Genomic DNA, 16,347 nt, shown 5'->3' on the forward strand with positions numbered 1-16,347 from the left:
TCCTGAAGACTGGCAGTCGTTCAGGCGTTTGACGTGCAGGATGCGCCGAGGGGCGCGTAACAATACTTCGAAAAGAGGAACCATCCCATGTCGATCCGATTGATTCGAGCCCTCGTGCCGGCAGCGCTCGCTGTCGCCACCACGCTGGGGGTTGCCCCACCGGCCCGTGCCGCGCTCGGAAGCGCCCCCATGGCGACGCCATCCGGCGCGGTCGCAAAAACCGTTTCGCCGGTGGCGAGAGCCGCCTCATCGACGAACGCTTCGAGCGTGTCCGCGTCGGCGAACTACACCGTGAAGGAGACGACGTCCTCGTCCGGCACCGTCGTTCGCGAGTATGTCGGGACCGACGGCAACGTGTTCGGCATCACTTGGCGCGGACCGTTCATGCCGGATTTGTCCGCGCTGCTTGGCACGTACTTCCCGCAATACAAGAGTGCAGTCGAAGCACAGCGCTCGCAGCGCAAGGGGCGGGGGCCGATTGCCGTCGAGCAATCCGGGCTCGTCGTCCATTCGCTGGGCCATATGGGCGCGTTCTTCGGACAGGCCTATCTGCCTGCGGCTTTGCCGTCGGGCGTGAGCGCCGACGATATTCGATAACCGACAGCCACGAGGAGAACGATCTTGCAAACAAATGGCAAACTCGTGCGCGCACTGGGCGCGTTGACAGCCGCGTTGATAGCGTTGGTCGTTGCGGGCTGCGGCGGAGGGGGCGGGTCAAGCAGTAACAGCGGTTCGGGCGGTAACGGCAGCGGCGGCACTACCCCGGTGGCGGCGAATCAGGTGGCGATCACGGTGGCACGGGGGACGAGCGGGGCGGTCAACATCCCGACGGTCAGCGTAACGATCTGCGCACCGGGCACGACGACCTGCCAGACGATCGACAATATCCAGGTCGATACGATGTCGTACGGTTTGCGCATCGTGAATACGGCAGCGGCTACGGTGCTCGGCAGCCTGCCGATCGAGACGGATGCCAGCGGCAATCAGATTGCCGAATGCACGGTCTTTGCCGACGGCTTTACGTGGGGATCGGTGCGCAAAGCCGATGTGACGATTGGCAGCAAGACGGCTGGCAGTCTGCCGATCGCAATTGTAGGAGATATGGGGGTGTCGACCGTGCCGACGGCCTGTTCGAGCGCCGGGGCCGCGGAAAACACGGTGTCGGCGCTTGGCGCGAACGGGATTCTCGGCATCGGTGTGGCACCGTATGACTGTGGCGCGGCGTGCGTATCGTCCGTGCCGAGTTCTCCCAGCACGCCGCCTTATTATGTGTGCCCGAACGGCGCGAATTGTACGGCGACGACAATGCCGCTCGCACGGCAGGTGACGACGCCGGTCGTCAAATTCGCGAGCGACAACAACGGCGTCGTGCTGACGATGGCACCCGTCAGTTCGGGCGGCCAGGCGACGGCAACCGGCACGATAACGTTCGGTATCAATACACAGACGAACAATGCGCTCACCGGCGCAACCACCTATGGCACCGATGGGGCCGGCGACGTCAATGCCACGGTCAATGGCGCGGCGGGCTTTGCGTTCTTCGATTCAGGGTCGAACGGCTTCTTCTTCAACGATACGACGCTCGCGAAATGCGCGAGCCCCAATTCAACGTTCTATTGCCCATCGGCGTCGACGACGCGCTCTGTCCCTATCTCAAACGCGTCGGGCTCGACGGCGTCGACCACAGTGACGATGGCGATCGCCAATGCGAATACGATCTTCACCAACTCGACGAACAACGGTTGGTTCGCATTCGACAATCTGGGTGGCGATCTGGGCCTCACCAACGTGGTCGACTTCGGCATGCCGTTCTTCTATGGCCGGACGGTCTTCTTCGGCTATGACCAGACTGCAAGCGGTGCGGGCACCCAGACGCCTTACGTGGCGTTCTGATCGATAAACGCTTTACGCCGGCCTCGCTCGGAGGCCGGCGCGTTTTCCTCGTGCGAATCTCCTCTATTTGATCGATGTCAGCGCAATCAAGGGTTTTCCCTTATTAAGCCCGCGCAACCTATCACTCGAAATACACCCCTTTCCCCGTCCTTATCCGCCGATCGTCGATAGACGCCAACAGGAATAATCGCTCTCAATGAAGAAGCGGCATGTTGCCGCGCCTGGAGCGGAGAAAACCCTGTGGCAGAGGATAGCGACCTCGAAAAGACCGAATCAGCCACCCCCCGGCGCCTGGAGAAGGCGCGGGAAGAGGGGCAGGTTGCGCGTTCGCGGGAGCTGGCGTCGTTTGCGCTGCTCGCGGCGGGCTTCTTCGGTATCTGGGGTCTTTCCGGTCCGATCGGCGAGCATCTGCAAACGATGCTGCGCGGCGCGTTCACGTTCAACCACGCGAGCGTCGTCGATACGAACCGCATGCTGATCGGCGCCGGCGCGGCGGGCCGCGAAGGGCTGCTGGCCGTGCTGCCTGTGCTCGCGCTGACCGGTATCGCAGCGCTCGCGGCGCCGATGGCGATCGGCGGCTGGCTCCTGTCCCCCAACGTTTTCCAGTTCAAGCCGGAGCGCGTCAATCCCATTGCCGGCTTCGGCCGCATCTTCTCGCTCAACGGTCCGATCCAGGTCGGCATGTCGATCGCCAAGGTTCTCGTGGTCGGGGGCATCGGCGGCACCGCCGTCTGGCATCGCAAGGACGAACTGCTGGCGCTCGCCAACGAATCGCTGACGGCCGCCGTCGGCCATGGACTTTCGCTGATCGCGGTGTGCTGCGCCACGACGGTGGGCGGCATCTTCGTGATTGCCGCGCTCGATGTCCCGTACCAGATCTGGCAATTCCACAAGAAACTGCGCATGACGAAGGAAGAAGTGAAGCGAGAGCACCGCGAAAGCGAAGGCGATCCCCACGTGAAGGGGCGCATTCGCCAGCAGCAGCGCGCCATCGCCCGCCGCCGCATGATGAGCGCCGTGCCGAAGGCCGACGTCGTGGTCACGAACCCGACCCACTATGCGGTCGCGCTGCAATACGCCGACGGCGAAATGCGTGCACCGAAGGTCGTCGCCAAAGGCGTCAACCTCGTGGCCGCCCGGATTCGCGAGCTTGCCAGCGAGCACAACGTGCCGCTTCTCGAAGCGCCGCCGCTCGCTCGCGCGCTCTATCACAACGTCGAACTCAACCGCGAAATCCCGGGCGCGCTCTACAGCGCGGTCGCCGAAGTACTCGCGTGGGTCTATCAGCTGCGGCGTTTCCGCGACGAAGGCGGCGATGTACCGGCGGCGCCGACGGAGTTGGACGTGCCGGCCGGCATGGACAAGAGCCCGATTTCGGATAGCGACGTGCGTGAAGAAGAAGACGATGTGCTCGGCACGGACAACGGAGCTTCGGCATGAACGCGCGCGTCGGAAGCTTCTTCGGCAAGCGGCCGCCGGCACTGGCGGCAACGAATCTGAGGGCGCTCGCAGGTCCGGTTCTGATCTGCATGATCCTCGGCATGATGATCCTGCCGCTGCCGCCGTTCCTGCTGGATCTGCTCTTCACGTTCAACATCGCGCTCTCGGTGATGGTGCTGCTCGTCAGCATGTACACGATGAAGCCGCTCGATTTCGCGGCCTTCCCGAGCGTGCTGCTGTTCTCCACGCTGCTGCGGCTCTCGCTGAACGTCGCCTCCACGCGCGTCGTGCTGCTCGAAGGCCACACCGGGCCGGCCGCGGCGGGGCGCGTGATCGAATCGTTCGGTCACTTCCTCGTCGGCGGCAACTTCGCGGTGGGTATCGTCGTCTTCGCGATCCTCATGGTCATCAACTTCATGGTGATCACGAAGGGCGCGGGCCGTATCGCCGAAGTGGCGGCACGCTTCACGCTCGATGCGATGCCGGGCAAACAGATGGCCATCGACGCCGATCTGAACGCGGGCCTCATCAACGAGGAAGGCGCACGCAAGCGCCGCCTGGCCGTGTCGCAGGAAGCCGAGTTCTACGGCGCCATGGACGGTGCCTCGAAGTTCGTGCGCGGCGACGCCATCGCGGGCCTCATCATCATGGTCGTCAACGTGTTCGGCGGACTCATCGTCGGCATGGTTCAGCACGGCATGGATTTCGAATCGGCCGGCACGACCTACACGCTGCTCACGATCGGTGACGGACTCGTCGCGCAAATCCCGTCGCTGATCATTTCGACCGCGGCCGGCGTGATCGTTTCGCGCGTGGCCACCGATGAGGACATCGGCACCCAGCTCACGGGCCAGCTCTTCACGAACCCGCGCGTGCTGATGATCACGGGCGTGATCATCATGGTACTCGGCCTCATTCCCGGCATGCCGCACTTCGCGTTCGTGCTGCTGGGCGGCGGCGCGATCCAGTTGAGCCGCATGCTGAAAAAGCGCGCCGAGCAGGCGAAGGCGAGCGCCATCCTCGTCGATGCGGCACCGGCCGTCACCGCCCCCGCCGAAGCGCACGAAGCGAGCTGGGACGACGTCACGCTCATCGATACGCTCGGGCTCGAAGTCGGCTACCGCCTCATTCCGCTCGTCGACAAGAACACCGACGGCGAGCTGCTCAAGCGCATCAAGAGCATCCGCAAGAAGTTCGCCCAGGAAATCGGCTTCCTGCCGCCCGTCATTCATATCCGCGACAACCTCGAGCTGCGCCCCAACGGCTATCGCATCGCCTTGAAGGGTGTGGAAGTGGGCGTCGGCGAAGCGTATCCGGGCCAGTGGCTCGCCATCAATCCAGGGCAGGTGTCGGCCGCCCTGCCGGGCACGCCGACGCAGGATCCGGCCTTCGGTCTGCCCGCGGTCTGGATCGATACCAACCTGCGCGAACAGGCCCAGGTCTATGGCTACACCGTCGTCGATGCGAGCACCGTCGTCGCCACGCATCTGAATCATCTCGTCGTTCAGCATGCCGCCGAGCTGCTCGGCCGGCAGGAAGTGCAGGCGCTCATCACGCGTATCGGCAAGGATGCGCCCTCGCTCATCGAAGACCTCGTGCCGAAGACGCTCTCGCTTTCGACGCTGCAAAAGGTCCTGCAAAACCTGCTCGAGGAAGCCGTGCCCATCCGCGATATGCGCACGATCCTCGAAGCGCTGTGCGAGCAGACCGGCAAGACCGGCGACGCGCACGAACTGACCGCCGTCGTCCGCCTCGCGCTGGGCCGCGCCATCACGCAGCAGTGGTATCCGGGCGCGGGCGAAATGCAGGTGATGGGGCTCGACGCGAATCTGGAGCGCGTGCTCTCGCAAGCGCTCTCGACCGGTGCCAACCCCGGGCTCGAGCCGGGTCTCGCTCACTCGCTTCTGACGGAGACGCAACGCGCGATCGCCCGTCAACAAAATTCCGGGCTGCCGCCCGTGCTGCTCGTGCAGCACGCGCTGCGCACGATGCTCGCGCGGTTTTTGCGTCGCAGCCTGCCGCAATTGAAAGTGCTCTCGTACGCTGAAGTGCCCGAGTCACGCACGATCAAAGTCGTCAACCTCATCGGGGGTCTAGCTTGAACATTCGTAAATTCATTGGTGCAACGAGTCGCGACGCTTTGCGTCTCGTGCGCGAGGCTCTCGGTGCCGACGCAGTCGTCCTTTCCAACCGCACGAACGACGACGGCACCGTCGAAATCGTGGCGCTTGCCGATACGGATTTCGCGGCCATCGCACCCGATGCCGGCGAAGATGCGGCGCAAGGCATGGGTCACTCGCCGCGTCGCGCGCCGGCCGCTTCGCTGCCCGCGCCATCGCAGACTATGATGCCGCCCGCCGCTGCCGCGCCCGGCATGGCGCCGATCAATCCGTACGCGAACGGCATGCCGGACGTGTTCTCGGCTGTTTTCGGGGCGAGTCCGGAAGCCGGTCTGGGTACGAGCGGTGCGTCTGCTGCAATGCCGCTCAACACTGCCAGCACCGCCCTTGGTGGCGGCAGCAGCGCGGCCGGTGGCCATCCGGCGGGCATGGCCTCGCGCGAGCCGCGCGCCGAAGCAAACACGGCCCACGCCGCACCCTCGACGGCCCGGCCGGTGCGGACCGCGCGCCCGGCTGAGCCCGCGGTTGCCGAGGCGTCGCCGACGCTGGCCGAATCGAACCCCTGGCTCATCGATCATGCGCAGCGCATCGCCTCGCAGCAGCGTGGCGCCGAGCCTGCTCAAGCCGCCCATACGGCGCGCACGCATGCAATGACGCCGGCTGCTGCCGCCGCGAAGGGACTCGGCACGCCCGGCAAGATTCTTTCGCCGGAAGAGCTGGTCGCCGGGGAACTCCCCGACTGGGCGCATGAGGCCGCGCAAGTGGCCGCGCGCCGCGCCATGCCGCGCATCGCGCCTGCGTTCGACGGCGTCGGAGCCAAGAGCAGTAGCGCCGAAGACACGGCCGCCATGGTCGACGCGGTTCGCGCGCGCATCGAGGAAGTGGTCAATCAAACCGTGATGAGCGAGCTTTCGTCGATGCGCGGGATGATGGAAGAGCAGTTCGCGGGTCTGCTGTGGGGCGAGCGCCAACGCCGCAACCCCCTGCAGAGCACGCTCACGAAGCAGCTTTTTGCGGCCGGGTTTTCCGCTCAGCTCGTGCGGATGATGGTCGAGCGCATGCCCGAGCTCGAAAATGCCGATGCCGGCATGGAATGGGTGCAGTCGGTGCTCGGCGCCAACCTGCCCGTGCTCGAGAACGAAGAGGCACTGATGGAGCGCGGCGGCGTGTTCGCGCTGATGGGTCCGACGGGCGTCGGCAAGACCACGACGACGGCCAAGCTGGCGGCGCGCTGCGTCATGCGCTTCGGCGCGAGCAAGGTCGCGCTGCTGTCCACCGACAGCTACCGGATCGGCGGCCACGAGCAACTGCGCATCTTCGGCAAGATTCTCGGCGTATCGGTGCATGCCGTGAAAGACGCCGCCGATTTGCAGCTGGCGCTCGCCGAGCTGCGCAACAAGCACATCGTATTGATCGATACGATCGGCATGAGCCAGCGCGATCGCACGGTCTCGGACCAGATCGCGATGCTGTGCGGAGCCGGGCTACCGGTGCAGCGCCTGTTGCTGCTCAATGCGACGAGCCACGGCGATACGCTCAACGAGGTCGTGCAGGCTTATCGCAGCGCCGAAGGCCAGCCTGAGCTTGCCGGCTGCATTCTGACGAAGCTCGACGAAGCCACGAATCTGGGTGGCGTGCTCGATACGGTGATCCGCTACAAGCTGCCCGTGCACTACGTGTCGACGGGACAGAAAGTGCCCGAGAACCTTTACGTCGCGACGAAGAAGTTTCTGATCAAGAGTGCGTTCTGCATTCCGCGCGACCGCTCGCCGTTCGTGCCGCACGACGACGATATCCCTGCTTTGCTGTCTTCGCTCTCCAGCCGTACGAACGCCGAGCTGCACGAGGTCCGCTTTGGATAAGCACGTCACCGATCAAGCCGAAGGGCTGCGCAGACTGCTCGCGAAGAGCGGCTCGCGCGTGGTAGCCATCACGGGTGGGCCCGTGGGCGTGGGCTGCACGTCGACGGTCGTCAATCTGGCCGCGGCGCTGGCCGGGCTCGGCAAGGATGTCCTCGTCATCGACGAATGTCTCGGCGCGAAGTCCGTATCGGCGATGTTGGGCAGCGTGAGCGGCGCGGGCAATCTGCGGGCGTTCCTCGCCGGCGACATCGGCATCGAAGAGGCTGCGCGGCGCCATCCGCTCGGGTTTTCGGTGCTCGCCGCCTCGCGTGAGAACTGCGCGGGTTATAGCGCCGAGCAACTCGGCGCGCTCCTCGCCGGACCGGCCGACGTGGTGCTCATCGATGCGCGGCTCGACCGCCGCGGCATGCTCTCGGCGCTGGCCTCGCAGGCGAATGACGTGATGATCGTCACGCGTGTGGCGGCCCAGGCGATTACCGAGGCGTATGCCGGCATGAAGCGGCTGCATTACGAACACGCGATTGCGCAGTTCCGCGTGCTCGTGAATCACGTTTCGAGCCACTCCGATGCGCATACGGCGTTCGAGAACCTCGCCGAGGTGGCCGCGCGCTACCTGACGGTGTCGATTGCGGACGCTGGCTGCGTGGCGGAGGACGCATTCATGGAGCGTTCGCTCGAGCTTGGACGATGCGTCGTCGACGCGTTTCCGTCCGCGCCGTCCGCGCGCGATTTCCGGCACATCGCTGCCGAGATGCTTTACTGGCCGATGCGCCCGGCGCTTTCGTCGTGCGCATCGACAACAAAGGTACGCACGGCCATGCCGGCGTCGGCGCTCGCCGACGCACCGACCGCGCGTCAACATGCTTGAAACGTTAGGGACAAGGAGAAGGGGGCCCTCGATGTACAACGCTCAAGGGAAAATGTCCCAGACGGAAGTCTTGGAGCAATATGCGCCGCTGGTGCGCAGGCTGGGTTTGCAGCTCGTGGCGAAGATGCCGGCGAGCGTCGATCTCGACGATTTGATTCAGGCGGGCATGATCGGTTTGCTCGATGCGGCGAGCCGCTATAAGGAAGACCAGGGCGCGCAATTCGAAACGTACGCGAGCCAGCGGATTCGTGGCGCGATGCTCGACGAGCTGCGCAACAACGACTGGTTGCCGCGTTCGCTGCGCAAGACGTCGCGCGAGGTGGAGTCGGCCGTGCATCAGGTCGAACAGCGGCTGGGCCGCTCGGCCAGCGAGACCGAGGTGGCCGATCATCTGAGGATGCCGCTCGATAGTTTTCAGTCGATGCTGCAGGACCTGCATGGCTCGCAGCTGATCTATTACGAAGACTTCGATCGTTCGGCCGATGACGAGCCGTTCCTCGATCGTTACTGTGTCGATCACACGGACCCGCTTTCGGCACTGCTCGATGAAAGTCTGCGTGCTGCGCTGGTCGAGGCGATCGACAAGCTGCCGGAGCGCGAGAAGCTTTTGATGTCGCTTTATTACGAGCGCGGGATGAACCTGCGCGAGATCGGGGCGGTGATGGAAGTGAGCGAATCGCGTGTGTGCCAGCTGCATAGCCAGGCAGTGGCGCGGTTGCGGGCGCGGTTGCGGGAGATGGCTTGGGCGAGTGTGGACTGAGGGTTCACGAAGTCCTCGTCAGCATCCGGTGCCGGACTGCCCAGGCGATTACGCACGCGATCAGCGCGAGCGACAACCATATTTCCAACCATAACTCGTAGCCAGCGGCATCAAAAGCGTATTCGCCATCAAGGCCGAACAGCGATGCGATCACGCCGAGCGTCATCCTGTCGAGGATGGCTGACGGAAGCGCACGTGTGACCACCTGTGTCAGCACGTTTAGCGCTGCGGCGGCCGCCAGGGCGATCAGAAAGATACGGCTTCTTCGGCGTGCGAGGGTAACCGCGAGCCACGACGCGCCGATACCAAGAATCAAAATGGCGACGAGGCTGGCAATCGTAGATGAATCCGAGCTTGGGAATGGCAGAAGTACGATGAACGGAGCCACGTCAAACACCGTTAGAAGTCCTGCCAGGAGGGCGCGTGCGAGGGCGGAAAATGGTGTGCGCATGACGTTGGTTTCGAGACGATAGGGCCGGGACTCAGTTGCGGCACGGAGATACTTAGCGAACCGTGACCGTTCCGTAATAGTTGATTGTCGTGCCGGGAATTTTCCGTGTGGGTTGTGCCTTGAGGAATTGACGCAGCTTATCGAACTGCCCGGCGTGCGGCAGTGTGATGCAGCCTTCACTCATACCCCACCACCCGGATGGATGAAGGCGAAAATTGCCTCGGCGGACGCCCTCCACGAACGTCCAATCGTCGATTGTTCCGTCGTTGCGGTAGAGCGCGAACCACCTGGAGCGATCTGTTCCCGCTCTCGCGTCGGCCATGAGGTCGTTGAACCATCCTAGTCGGCCACCGCTCTGACGATCGACGATGAAATACGTCCCAGCGGGGAGAGGCCCTGCTTTCTTCAATGCAGTGGCACCCGGGTCGTCTATATGCCTCCCCGTGCCGGAATATGCTGGCACCGAGCCGAAGCCCGGGCATACGAGGTTTGACATACTGCTTCGATTCAAAATGAAAGTGCATGCAACCGGCATATTAGTACCCGTCCATTCGCGATGCGCTAATTTACCCCCTTTTTACCGCTCTTGCGAAAGTCCGAGGGGTGCGATGCTGTTTGTCGGATAGTTGCTGTTTTGAGCTCCAGCGCGAGAAGAATGTGTACGCGTCGTTATGCTGGTAGCCCGTTTGCAACTCGAATACCCTTTCCGGATCGCCCGCGGTGATGAGGCTTTCGTCGACAGATCTTTGCAAGGAAAGCGATAACGAGTGGCCGACCGCACCATATTCGAGACCCGGCTGGGTGTAGTCAAGCTCGCTTGTCTGGGAAATGACCTTATCGATTTTCTGAACGATCGCGGTTGGTGTTTCAAGTTCGGGTTGGTAAATCGTTTCCACTCGTTTCAGCGTTTCCGCGTTCCATCCACAGGGAACGGTATCCAGCGTGTTAAAAACGCGTATCCCGCGCTCTTCCATCTGATTATCGAAATACGCCGCGAACGCGCCGTTACCCGCCGTCGGCGCGCCAAACGTATCGCACTGGTGAATCTCTCCTGACGACGCCCACATTGTGATTCGGCACGTCTTTTCCCGAGGTGTCCGTGGTTGCGCCGTTGAGGACGAACGAGAGCAGGAGGTTCGTCTGGAGCTGTTCGAGCATGCCTGAGGGGAGCATACTCCCGCGCCTTCCTCTCCGCCATGGCTCCGAGGGATGGCATCAAGCCCCGGCTGAAAGACCGCCATTGCTGGATTTGGTTCGATTGCGGCGAGGCCGGGCCACCCATCTACGAGCGCTCAATGACCGCGATGCGGCCATTGCGATAACATCTTGGAATCGCCGACCGCCCGAATGTGGCGGCCGCACTACGGAGGATTCTTTATGCCCGTGATCGGCTTCAGTCACTACAACCTGCGGGGCGATCGAGGCACACTCGACGCGTTGCGCGATTTTTATGTCGACGTGATCGGGCTACGGGTCGGCGAACGCCCGCCGTTCGCGCATTTCGGCTATTGGTTGTACATCGGCCAGCAAGCGGTATTGCATCTGAGCGAAGCGCGTCCGAACGAAGTGCGCGAAGCGAACGTGACGGGCACGTTCGATCACGTCGCGTTCTCATGCACGGCGCGCGCCGAATTCGAGGCGCGCTTGCACGAGCGCGGCATCGCTTACCGCAGCTCGCGTGTACCGCTTACCAATCAGTACCAGCTCTTCCTGGTCGATCCCGCCGGCAATGGCGTAGAGCTTAATTTCGCGGATGACGAATAAGGCAACTGCACCAACTCAAACCAGCGAACCCCCGCTATCCGGCATCTATGGGCACGCTCGATCACGCGCGCCAGGGCGCGGGTCGCATTGGCGGACGACGTGATCGTCGAGTGGCAATATAGTACAAAACTATGTACAATTGGCTGTCCGCTCCCAAGTTCGGGGCGGCCATTGCGTAGCAGACACGCCTCGCCTCGACAACTCGAGGCGCTGGGCAAAGTGAGAACAGAGATGAATATCCTGACTTTCAGTGAGGCGCGAGCCGGCTTTAAGCAGGCGCTGGACACGGTATGCCGAGATCATGAGCCGACCGTCATCACGCGGCAGCGCGGTGAGCACGTGGTTATGATTTCGCTGGACGATTACAACAGCATGCAGGAGACGTTGCACCTTCTGGGAACGCCAACGAATGCTGATCGACTGCGCCAGTCCATTGCCGAATTCAAGGCCGGCAAGACCTTGATAAGGGACTTGCCAAAAGATGTCGCAACAGAAGAAAGCAAAAAACAAGGCCGCAGCCGCAAGTAGCTGCAAGGTTGCTTGGAGCACGAACGGTTGGGACGACTACCTACACTGGCAAAAGCACGACCGAGATATCGTCGAAGAGATCAACGGTCTCATCGAGGAAATTTGGCGTGACCCGTTCAGAGGTACAGGAAAACCCGAGCCTCTGAAGGGTGATCTCACAGGCTACTGGTCAAGGCGCATCACCAAAGTTGACCGTCTGGTGTACATCGTTCAAGACGGCATCATCCACGTGATGCAGTGCCGATTCCACTACTAATTTCGGCACGACAAGGGCGGCGCAACGGCGTCCTTGTCGGTTCGATGCCGCAGACCCCGCAGCCTAAACCAACGAAACCCGCCCATCCGGCCCATACACGCCCGATGCATTATTCGCGGTTGCCCCACGCAAGATCGCAAGCGCCTTCTCGTTGTAGTTCATGCGCACGCGAATCATGAGCCCGTTGGTCATATTGGCGCGCCGGGCGCGGTCGACCACGTCTTGAAGCAGCTTCCATTGTTGGGCGAGCCGCGGCTCGTCCGCGCTCGCGAGCTCCATGCCGCGCTTACCGGCAGGCAGGCCGAGCGCCTTCAGTTGCGCGTCGCGCGCTTTCTCCAGCGACGCGAGCTTGTCGGTCAATTCGGTTTTCTTTTCGAGGATGGCAGGCAGCGTCTCGAGCGGTGACACAGCAGCGAGCGCTTTTTCCTCATAGACCAGCAGCGACGCAAACGCCTCGAGCGTCGCATGTTCTTCCGTCACGGTATTGAGCAGGGCGTCTTTCATCGGATTCGCCAAAATTCGCGCGTGAGCGCTCGTTCATCAGAATCGCCCCGCAACAATGCCGTGCTTGAACGGCCTCAGCCGCCGGACGATTGAGGTTTTTGCAACAAATTGCGCGCGGTTTCGAGGATGCCGTCCGCGATCTTGCCCGTATCGATCGACAGCGTGCCGTCCTTGATGGCCTGCTTGATCGATTCGACTTGCGCAACATCGATGTCGGCTGCGCCCGATGCCGCGAGCGAACGCAGCTGGGACGAAAGGCCCGACAAGCTGACGCTCGCATCGCCGCCGGCCGACGCACCGGCCGCACCCGCGCCCGCCGTGCCGGCAGTATTGACCGCCGGGGCTGAATCTCCCTGGCGCGCGTTTTGGACGCCGCCCTTGGGCGACGACACGCTGGAGTTGGTGGAGGAGTCGATTTTCACGATTGGCTTCCCAAGGTTCTCGATTTGAATGTGATATCGGCACACCCAGGTCGAACTTTAGCGCAATCGAGTCCGTCGCCTCCCCCGCCAACTGGTCTCCTTTCCCTTCAGTCCCGAGGCCGTAGGCGCCCCGGTCTGTCCCCGTTACATCTGAATTTCCACGGTGGAACCGTCCTTGACGATTCCCGAAATGATCTGGCCCCCCGCGGTCTTGACCCGCACCTGTTGTCCCGGCGACGCGTTGTTCATGACGGCGCCTTCGGACGAAATCGAGAATCCGGTGCCCACCGCGATCACCCTGACCATCTGACCGATCGTCACGGAACTGGCGCTGCGCAGCATGTCCTCGCGCAGCGGCGAGCCCGCGCCGATCCGCGCGAGCGCGACGGCGCCGACGGCTTGCGAGGGATCGGTCACGATCGTTCGCGGCAGGTTGGCGAGGTCGCCTTCGCGCGTCATCAGGTCTGCGGGGGAGACCACCGCACCCGGTTCGATCTGCCGCGCGGCGAGATAGTAGGTGGCTTCGAGCGAAACGCGCGCTTGCAAATAAAGCGTCCACGGCCGTTCGCCGGCGCAGCGCACGCCCACCGTGGTGCGGCCCCACAGGCGCGCGCCCGGTGGCATGAACGGCACCAGCGTCGTGCACGAGGCGAGGCCGCGCGGGAAGGCGGGCGCGACGGTGATCGTGATCTTGCCCGGCAAGCCGGCCGATTGCTGCTGCAAAAACGTCAGCGCGGTGCGGCGAACGGATTCGCCGTCCTGCTGGCCGGCCGGCACGGCGGCCGCGACTGGTGTGGGTGCCGCGTTGGCCGGCGAGGCGGTGGTTTCGACAGTCCGTGCCGCAGCTTGTGCGGGTGTGCCGGTTTCGGCGAGCCTTGCGGCCTGCGAAGCGCCGTTCGTGGCCGCCGCGCTCGGCCCGGCCGAGCTGGCCGGCCGGTCGATCGGAATCGGCTGCGCGGCCCTGGTCGCGCGCGGCGAAGGCGTGACGACAACCGGGATTACCCGGGACGTGGCCTGCATGGCCGCCACATGCGGTAGCGCGCTGCGGGACGCGGGTTGAGCCGCGGCCTGTTCGCCCGGTCCTGGAATGGTGATCACGCCGGCCGTCGCGCCCGGCTGTACCGGGCGCTCGCCCGGACCGGGGATCGTAATCATGCCCCCCGGTGCCTCGCTACCGTTGCCGCCCATAACGTCAGGGCCGCTGGTGGCGCTCAGGGTGCCGACGGCCGGGGCGGCCGGTGCTGCCGAACGCTCGCCGGGCCCGGGAATGTAAATCTGCGTGCCGCCCGTTGGCTGGGCATGGGCTGCCGTTGCCAGGCCCAGGCACGTCACGACCGACGCCGCGAGCCCTAGAACAGCACCGGCGAGCGAGCGCGAAGCGCGTTCGCGCGCCGTCCGCGCGGCGGCGGGCAGTGCTGAGCGCGAAACTGCGGTGGCGGCGAAAAGCGACATCGTGTGTTTCTCCATCGAACTTCGGACAGCCCCCGAAGCGCGAGCTCGTCATGACAACGAATTCTAGAAGCCCGCCCCATCGCGCAAACGTTGAATAGAGGCCTGCTTCCCCGGTTATTCGTCCGATTGGTACTTGACCGCCGCCCATAAGATGCAGTCCATGCAAAAAGGTCTTGCCGGACGGCGCTCCAGGGCTCTCCGACAAGGCGAACCGCCTGACTCATTGCTTGGCAACGGAGAAACATTCGATGCTGGACAAACTCGATGCCGAATTCGCCTTCGGCCGTGAAGCGCTCGATGTGCGCGCTTATCGGCAGGAGCTGCTCTCGTCGAACATCGCGAACGCCGATACGCCCGGCTACCGGGCGCGCGACGTCGATTTCGCCTCGTCGCTGGCCGGCGCCCTGAAAAAAGCGGGTGCGCCCGGCACGAGCGCCACGGCGACGGTGGCCGGCACTTCGAATGCCGCGCCGCTGGCCATGGCGCAACCGGCCGGTGTGACGAGCGGCATGGCGATGAACGCGACGGCGCCCGGCCATATGGCCGGCGAGGCGCGGCTCGTGGCCACGGGCGGCTCGAGCCAGGACTACGGTCAACTGAAATACCGCAATCCGACGCAGCCCGCGCTCGACGGCAACACCGTCGATCTCGACGCGGAGCGCGTGCAGTTCGCGGACAACTCGCTGCATTACGAATCGGGCATGACGGTTCTGACGCAGCAGATCAAGACGATGCTCGCGGCGATTACGTCGGGCGGCTGATGCCGCTCACCAGACACTTCGCCGCAGCCAACGAATAAATCGCTACGGGGCATTAACAGGAAAGCAAGGAGGCCACGCCGTCATGTCATTGATGAACATCTTCACGGTTGCCGGTTCGGCGCTCTCGGCACAGTCCGAGCGGCTCAACGTGACCGCGTCGAACCTCGCCAACGCGGATAGCACGACGGGCCCGGACGGCCAGCCGTACCGCGCGAAACAGGTCGTTTTCCAGGTCAAGCCGGTGGGCGGCGCGCACACGGCGTCGGGCCAGCAGATCGGCGGCGTCCAGGTGAGCAACGTCATCGACGATCCCACGCCGATGAAGACCACCTACGACCCGAGCAACCCCTCGGCGGACGAGAACGGCTACGTCACGCGTCCGAATGTCGATCCGGTCCAGGAAATGGTCAACATGATCTCGGCATCGCGCTCGTATCAGGCCAACGTCGAGACGTTGAATACGGCCAAGAACCTGATGCTGAAAACACTCACGATCGGCACCTGAGGAGAAACTTCGTGACTTCATCCAGTACGACCATCGCCTCCGGCGGCACGGTCTCGCAGTCGCTGCTCGACACGATGAACGGGGCGTCGTCCGGTTCGTCGAGCACGTCGTCCACCGGCAACGCGACGACCGATCTGCAGAACACCTTTCTGAAGCTGCTCGTCACGCAGTTGAAGAACCAGGACCCGACCAATCCGATGGACAGCTCGCAGATGACTTCGCAGCTGGCCCAGATCAATACGGTAACGGGGATCAGCCAGCTCAATACATCGCTCACCTCGCTCGCCTCGCAGCTCGCCGCCGGCCAGAACGCGCAGACCTCGCTGCTCATCGGCCAGAACGTGCTCGTGCCGGGCAACACCGCGACGGTATCGAGCGGCAGCTCGTCGGGCTTCGGCTTCACGCTTTCGCAAGCGGTCACGGATCTGAAGGTCACGATCAAGGATTCGTCGGGCAACGTGGTCAATAGCGTCGACCTCGGCCCGCAGGCAGCCGGCACGGTGCCGGTGGGCTGGACGCCGACCGACGCATCGGGCAACACGCTGCCCGATGGCACCTACACGATTTCGGCGCAGGGCACGACGAGCGCCGGCACCTCGGCCACGGGCATTACGACCCTGACGGGCCAGCAGGTGGTGAGCGTCGTGCAGCAGAGCTCGGGCAAGCAGGGCCTGCTGCTCAGAAACGGCACCACGGTCGATTCGACGAGCGTCGCAGCGATCCTCTAACCCTACTTCCAGAACACTCGCGCAGGAGACCCG

19 protein-coding genes are annotated in these 16,347 nt (G+C 63.7%); 13 read left to right on the plus strand and 6 right to left on the minus strand.

Annotation, left to right across the window (positions count from 1 at the left end; genetic code table 11):
* Positions 1–87 precede the first annotated feature (87 nt).
* The 7 genes from ACR9ZC_RS07555 to ACR9ZC_RS07585 all read left to right on the plus strand — a co-directional run bounded on the left by ACR9ZC_RS07555 (position 88) and on the right by ACR9ZC_RS07585 (position 8,943).
* Entirely contained in the window at positions 88–597 is a 510-nt protein-coding gene (locus ACR9ZC_RS07555; protein WP_481579846.1) for a DUF2844 domain-containing protein, read from the plus strand.
* A 24-nt stretch (positions 598–621) separates the two neighbouring features.
* The gene (locus ACR9ZC_RS07560) at positions 622–1,893 is read left to right on the plus strand and encodes a DUF3443 family protein (protein ID WP_481579847.1); all 1,272 of its coding nucleotides are present in this window, start codon (positions 622–624) and stop codon (positions 1,891–1,893) included.
* 240 nt (positions 1,894–2,133) lie between these two features.
* Complete coding sequence (gene flhB, locus ACR9ZC_RS07565; RefSeq protein WP_481579848.1) at positions 2,134–3,333, plus strand: flagellar biosynthesis protein FlhB; 1,200 nt, start codon at positions 2,134–2,136, stop codon at positions 3,331–3,333.
* A complete protein-coding gene (flhA, locus tag ACR9ZC_RS07570) occupies positions 3,330–5,435 on the plus strand; it encodes a flagellar biosynthesis protein FlhA (protein ID WP_481579849.1) in 2,106 nt (701 codons plus the stop codon). The genes flhB and flhA overlap by 4 nt, the downstream gene beginning before the upstream one ends.
* A complete protein-coding gene (gene flhF, locus ACR9ZC_RS07575; protein WP_481579850.1) occupies positions 5,432–7,315 on the plus strand; it encodes a flagellar biosynthesis GTPase FlhF in 1,884 nt (627 codons plus the stop codon). The genes flhA and flhF overlap by 4 nt, the downstream gene beginning before the upstream one ends.
* Positions 7,308–8,183 (plus strand): MinD/ParA family ATP-binding protein, encoded by an 876-nt coding sequence (locus ACR9ZC_RS07580; RefSeq protein WP_481579851.1) that lies wholly within the window; start codon positions 7,308–7,310, stop codon positions 8,181–8,183. Before flhF ends, ACR9ZC_RS07580 begins: the two co-directional genes overlap by 8 nt.
* 31 nt (positions 8,184–8,214) lie before the next feature.
* Entirely contained in the window at positions 8,215–8,943 is a 729-nt protein-coding gene (locus ACR9ZC_RS07585) for an RNA polymerase sigma factor FliA (RefSeq protein WP_481579852.1), read from the plus strand.
* A gap of 4 nt (positions 8,944–8,947) precedes the next feature.
* Here the strand turns inward: ACR9ZC_RS07585 and ACR9ZC_RS07590 are convergent, their stop codons facing one another.
* From ACR9ZC_RS07590 to ACR9ZC_RS07600, 3 genes are read right to left on the minus strand one after another with little or no spacing between them, the layout of a single operon-like run.
* Positions 8,948–9,394, minus strand: a complete 447-nt coding sequence (locus ACR9ZC_RS07590; protein WP_481579853.1) for a hypothetical protein — start codon at positions 9,392–9,394, stop codon at positions 8,948–8,950.
* A gap of 52 nt (positions 9,395–9,446) precedes the next feature.
* The gene (locus ACR9ZC_RS07595; protein WP_481579854.1) at positions 9,447–9,929 is read right to left on the minus strand and encodes a DUF2778 domain-containing protein; all 483 of its coding nucleotides are present in this window, start codon (positions 9,927–9,929) and stop codon (positions 9,447–9,449) included.
* Positions 9,930–9,960: 31 nt separating this feature from the next.
* Positions 9,961–10,461: a lipase family protein gene (locus tag ACR9ZC_RS07600; protein WP_481579855.1), complete on the minus strand. Its 501-nt coding sequence runs from the start codon at positions 10,459–10,461 to the stop codon at positions 9,961–9,963.
* A gap of 310 nt (positions 10,462–10,771) precedes the next feature.
* On the opposite strand from ACR9ZC_RS07600, the gene ACR9ZC_RS07605 reads away from it, so the two are divergent.
* From ACR9ZC_RS07605 to ACR9ZC_RS07615, 3 genes are all read left to right on the plus strand, one after another.
* Positions 10,772–11,158 (plus strand): VOC family protein, encoded by a 387-nt coding sequence (locus ACR9ZC_RS07605; protein WP_481579856.1) that lies wholly within the window; start codon positions 10,772–10,774, stop codon positions 11,156–11,158.
* A gap of 231 nt (positions 11,159–11,389) precedes the next feature.
* Positions 11,390–11,686, plus strand: coding sequence for a type II toxin-antitoxin system Phd/YefM family antitoxin (locus ACR9ZC_RS07610; RefSeq protein ID WP_173255953.1), 297 nt, complete (start codon positions 11,390–11,392; stop codon positions 11,684–11,686).
* Positions 11,640–11,942 (plus strand): Txe/YoeB family addiction module toxin, encoded by a 303-nt coding sequence (locus tag ACR9ZC_RS07615; protein ID WP_173255954.1) that lies wholly within the window; start codon positions 11,640–11,642, stop codon positions 11,940–11,942. Before ACR9ZC_RS07610 ends, ACR9ZC_RS07615 begins: the two co-directional genes overlap by 47 nt.
* Positions 11,943–12,005: 63 nt before the next feature.
* Here ACR9ZC_RS07615 and ACR9ZC_RS07620 read toward each other — a convergent pair whose 3' ends face one another.
* The 3 genes from ACR9ZC_RS07620 to flgA form a co-directional block, all read right to left on the minus strand.
* A complete protein-coding gene (locus ACR9ZC_RS07620) occupies positions 12,006–12,446 on the minus strand; it encodes a flagella synthesis protein FlgN (RefSeq protein WP_481579857.1) in 441 nt (146 codons plus the stop codon).
* Positions 12,447–12,520: 74 nt separating this feature from the next.
* The gene (flgM, locus tag ACR9ZC_RS07625) at positions 12,521–12,868 is read right to left on the minus strand and encodes a flagellar biosynthesis anti-sigma factor FlgM (RefSeq protein WP_331571335.1); all 348 of its coding nucleotides are present in this window, start codon (positions 12,866–12,868) and stop codon (positions 12,521–12,523) included.
* A gap of 144 nt (positions 12,869–13,012) precedes the next feature.
* Positions 13,013–14,320, minus strand: coding sequence for a flagellar basal body P-ring formation chaperone FlgA (gene flgA / locus ACR9ZC_RS07630; RefSeq protein WP_481579858.1), 1,308 nt, complete (start codon positions 14,318–14,320; stop codon positions 13,013–13,015).
* Positions 14,321–14,568: 248 nt separating this feature from the next.
* Here flgA and ACR9ZC_RS07635 point away from each other — a divergent pair, with 248 nt between their 5' ends.
* The 3 genes from ACR9ZC_RS07635 to ACR9ZC_RS07645 all read left to right on the plus strand — a co-directional run bounded on the left by ACR9ZC_RS07635 (position 14,569) and on the right by ACR9ZC_RS07645 (position 16,314).
* Positions 14,569–15,081, plus strand: coding sequence for a flagellar basal body rod protein FlgB (locus tag ACR9ZC_RS07635; RefSeq protein WP_331571332.1), 513 nt, complete (start codon positions 14,569–14,571; stop codon positions 15,079–15,081).
* A gap of 82 nt (positions 15,082–15,163) precedes the next feature.
* Positions 15,164–15,586 (plus strand): flagellar basal body rod protein FlgC, encoded by a 423-nt coding sequence (gene flgC / locus ACR9ZC_RS07640; RefSeq protein ID WP_173255962.1) that lies wholly within the window; start codon positions 15,164–15,166, stop codon positions 15,584–15,586.
* 11 nt (positions 15,587–15,597) lie between these two features.
* A complete protein-coding gene (locus ACR9ZC_RS07645) occupies positions 15,598–16,314 on the plus strand; it encodes a flagellar hook assembly protein FlgD (RefSeq protein WP_481579859.1) in 717 nt (238 codons plus the stop codon).
* Positions 16,315–16,347: the final 33 nt, after the last annotated feature.

This window comes from Trinickia sp. HAY1-2D, assembly GCF_056754935.1.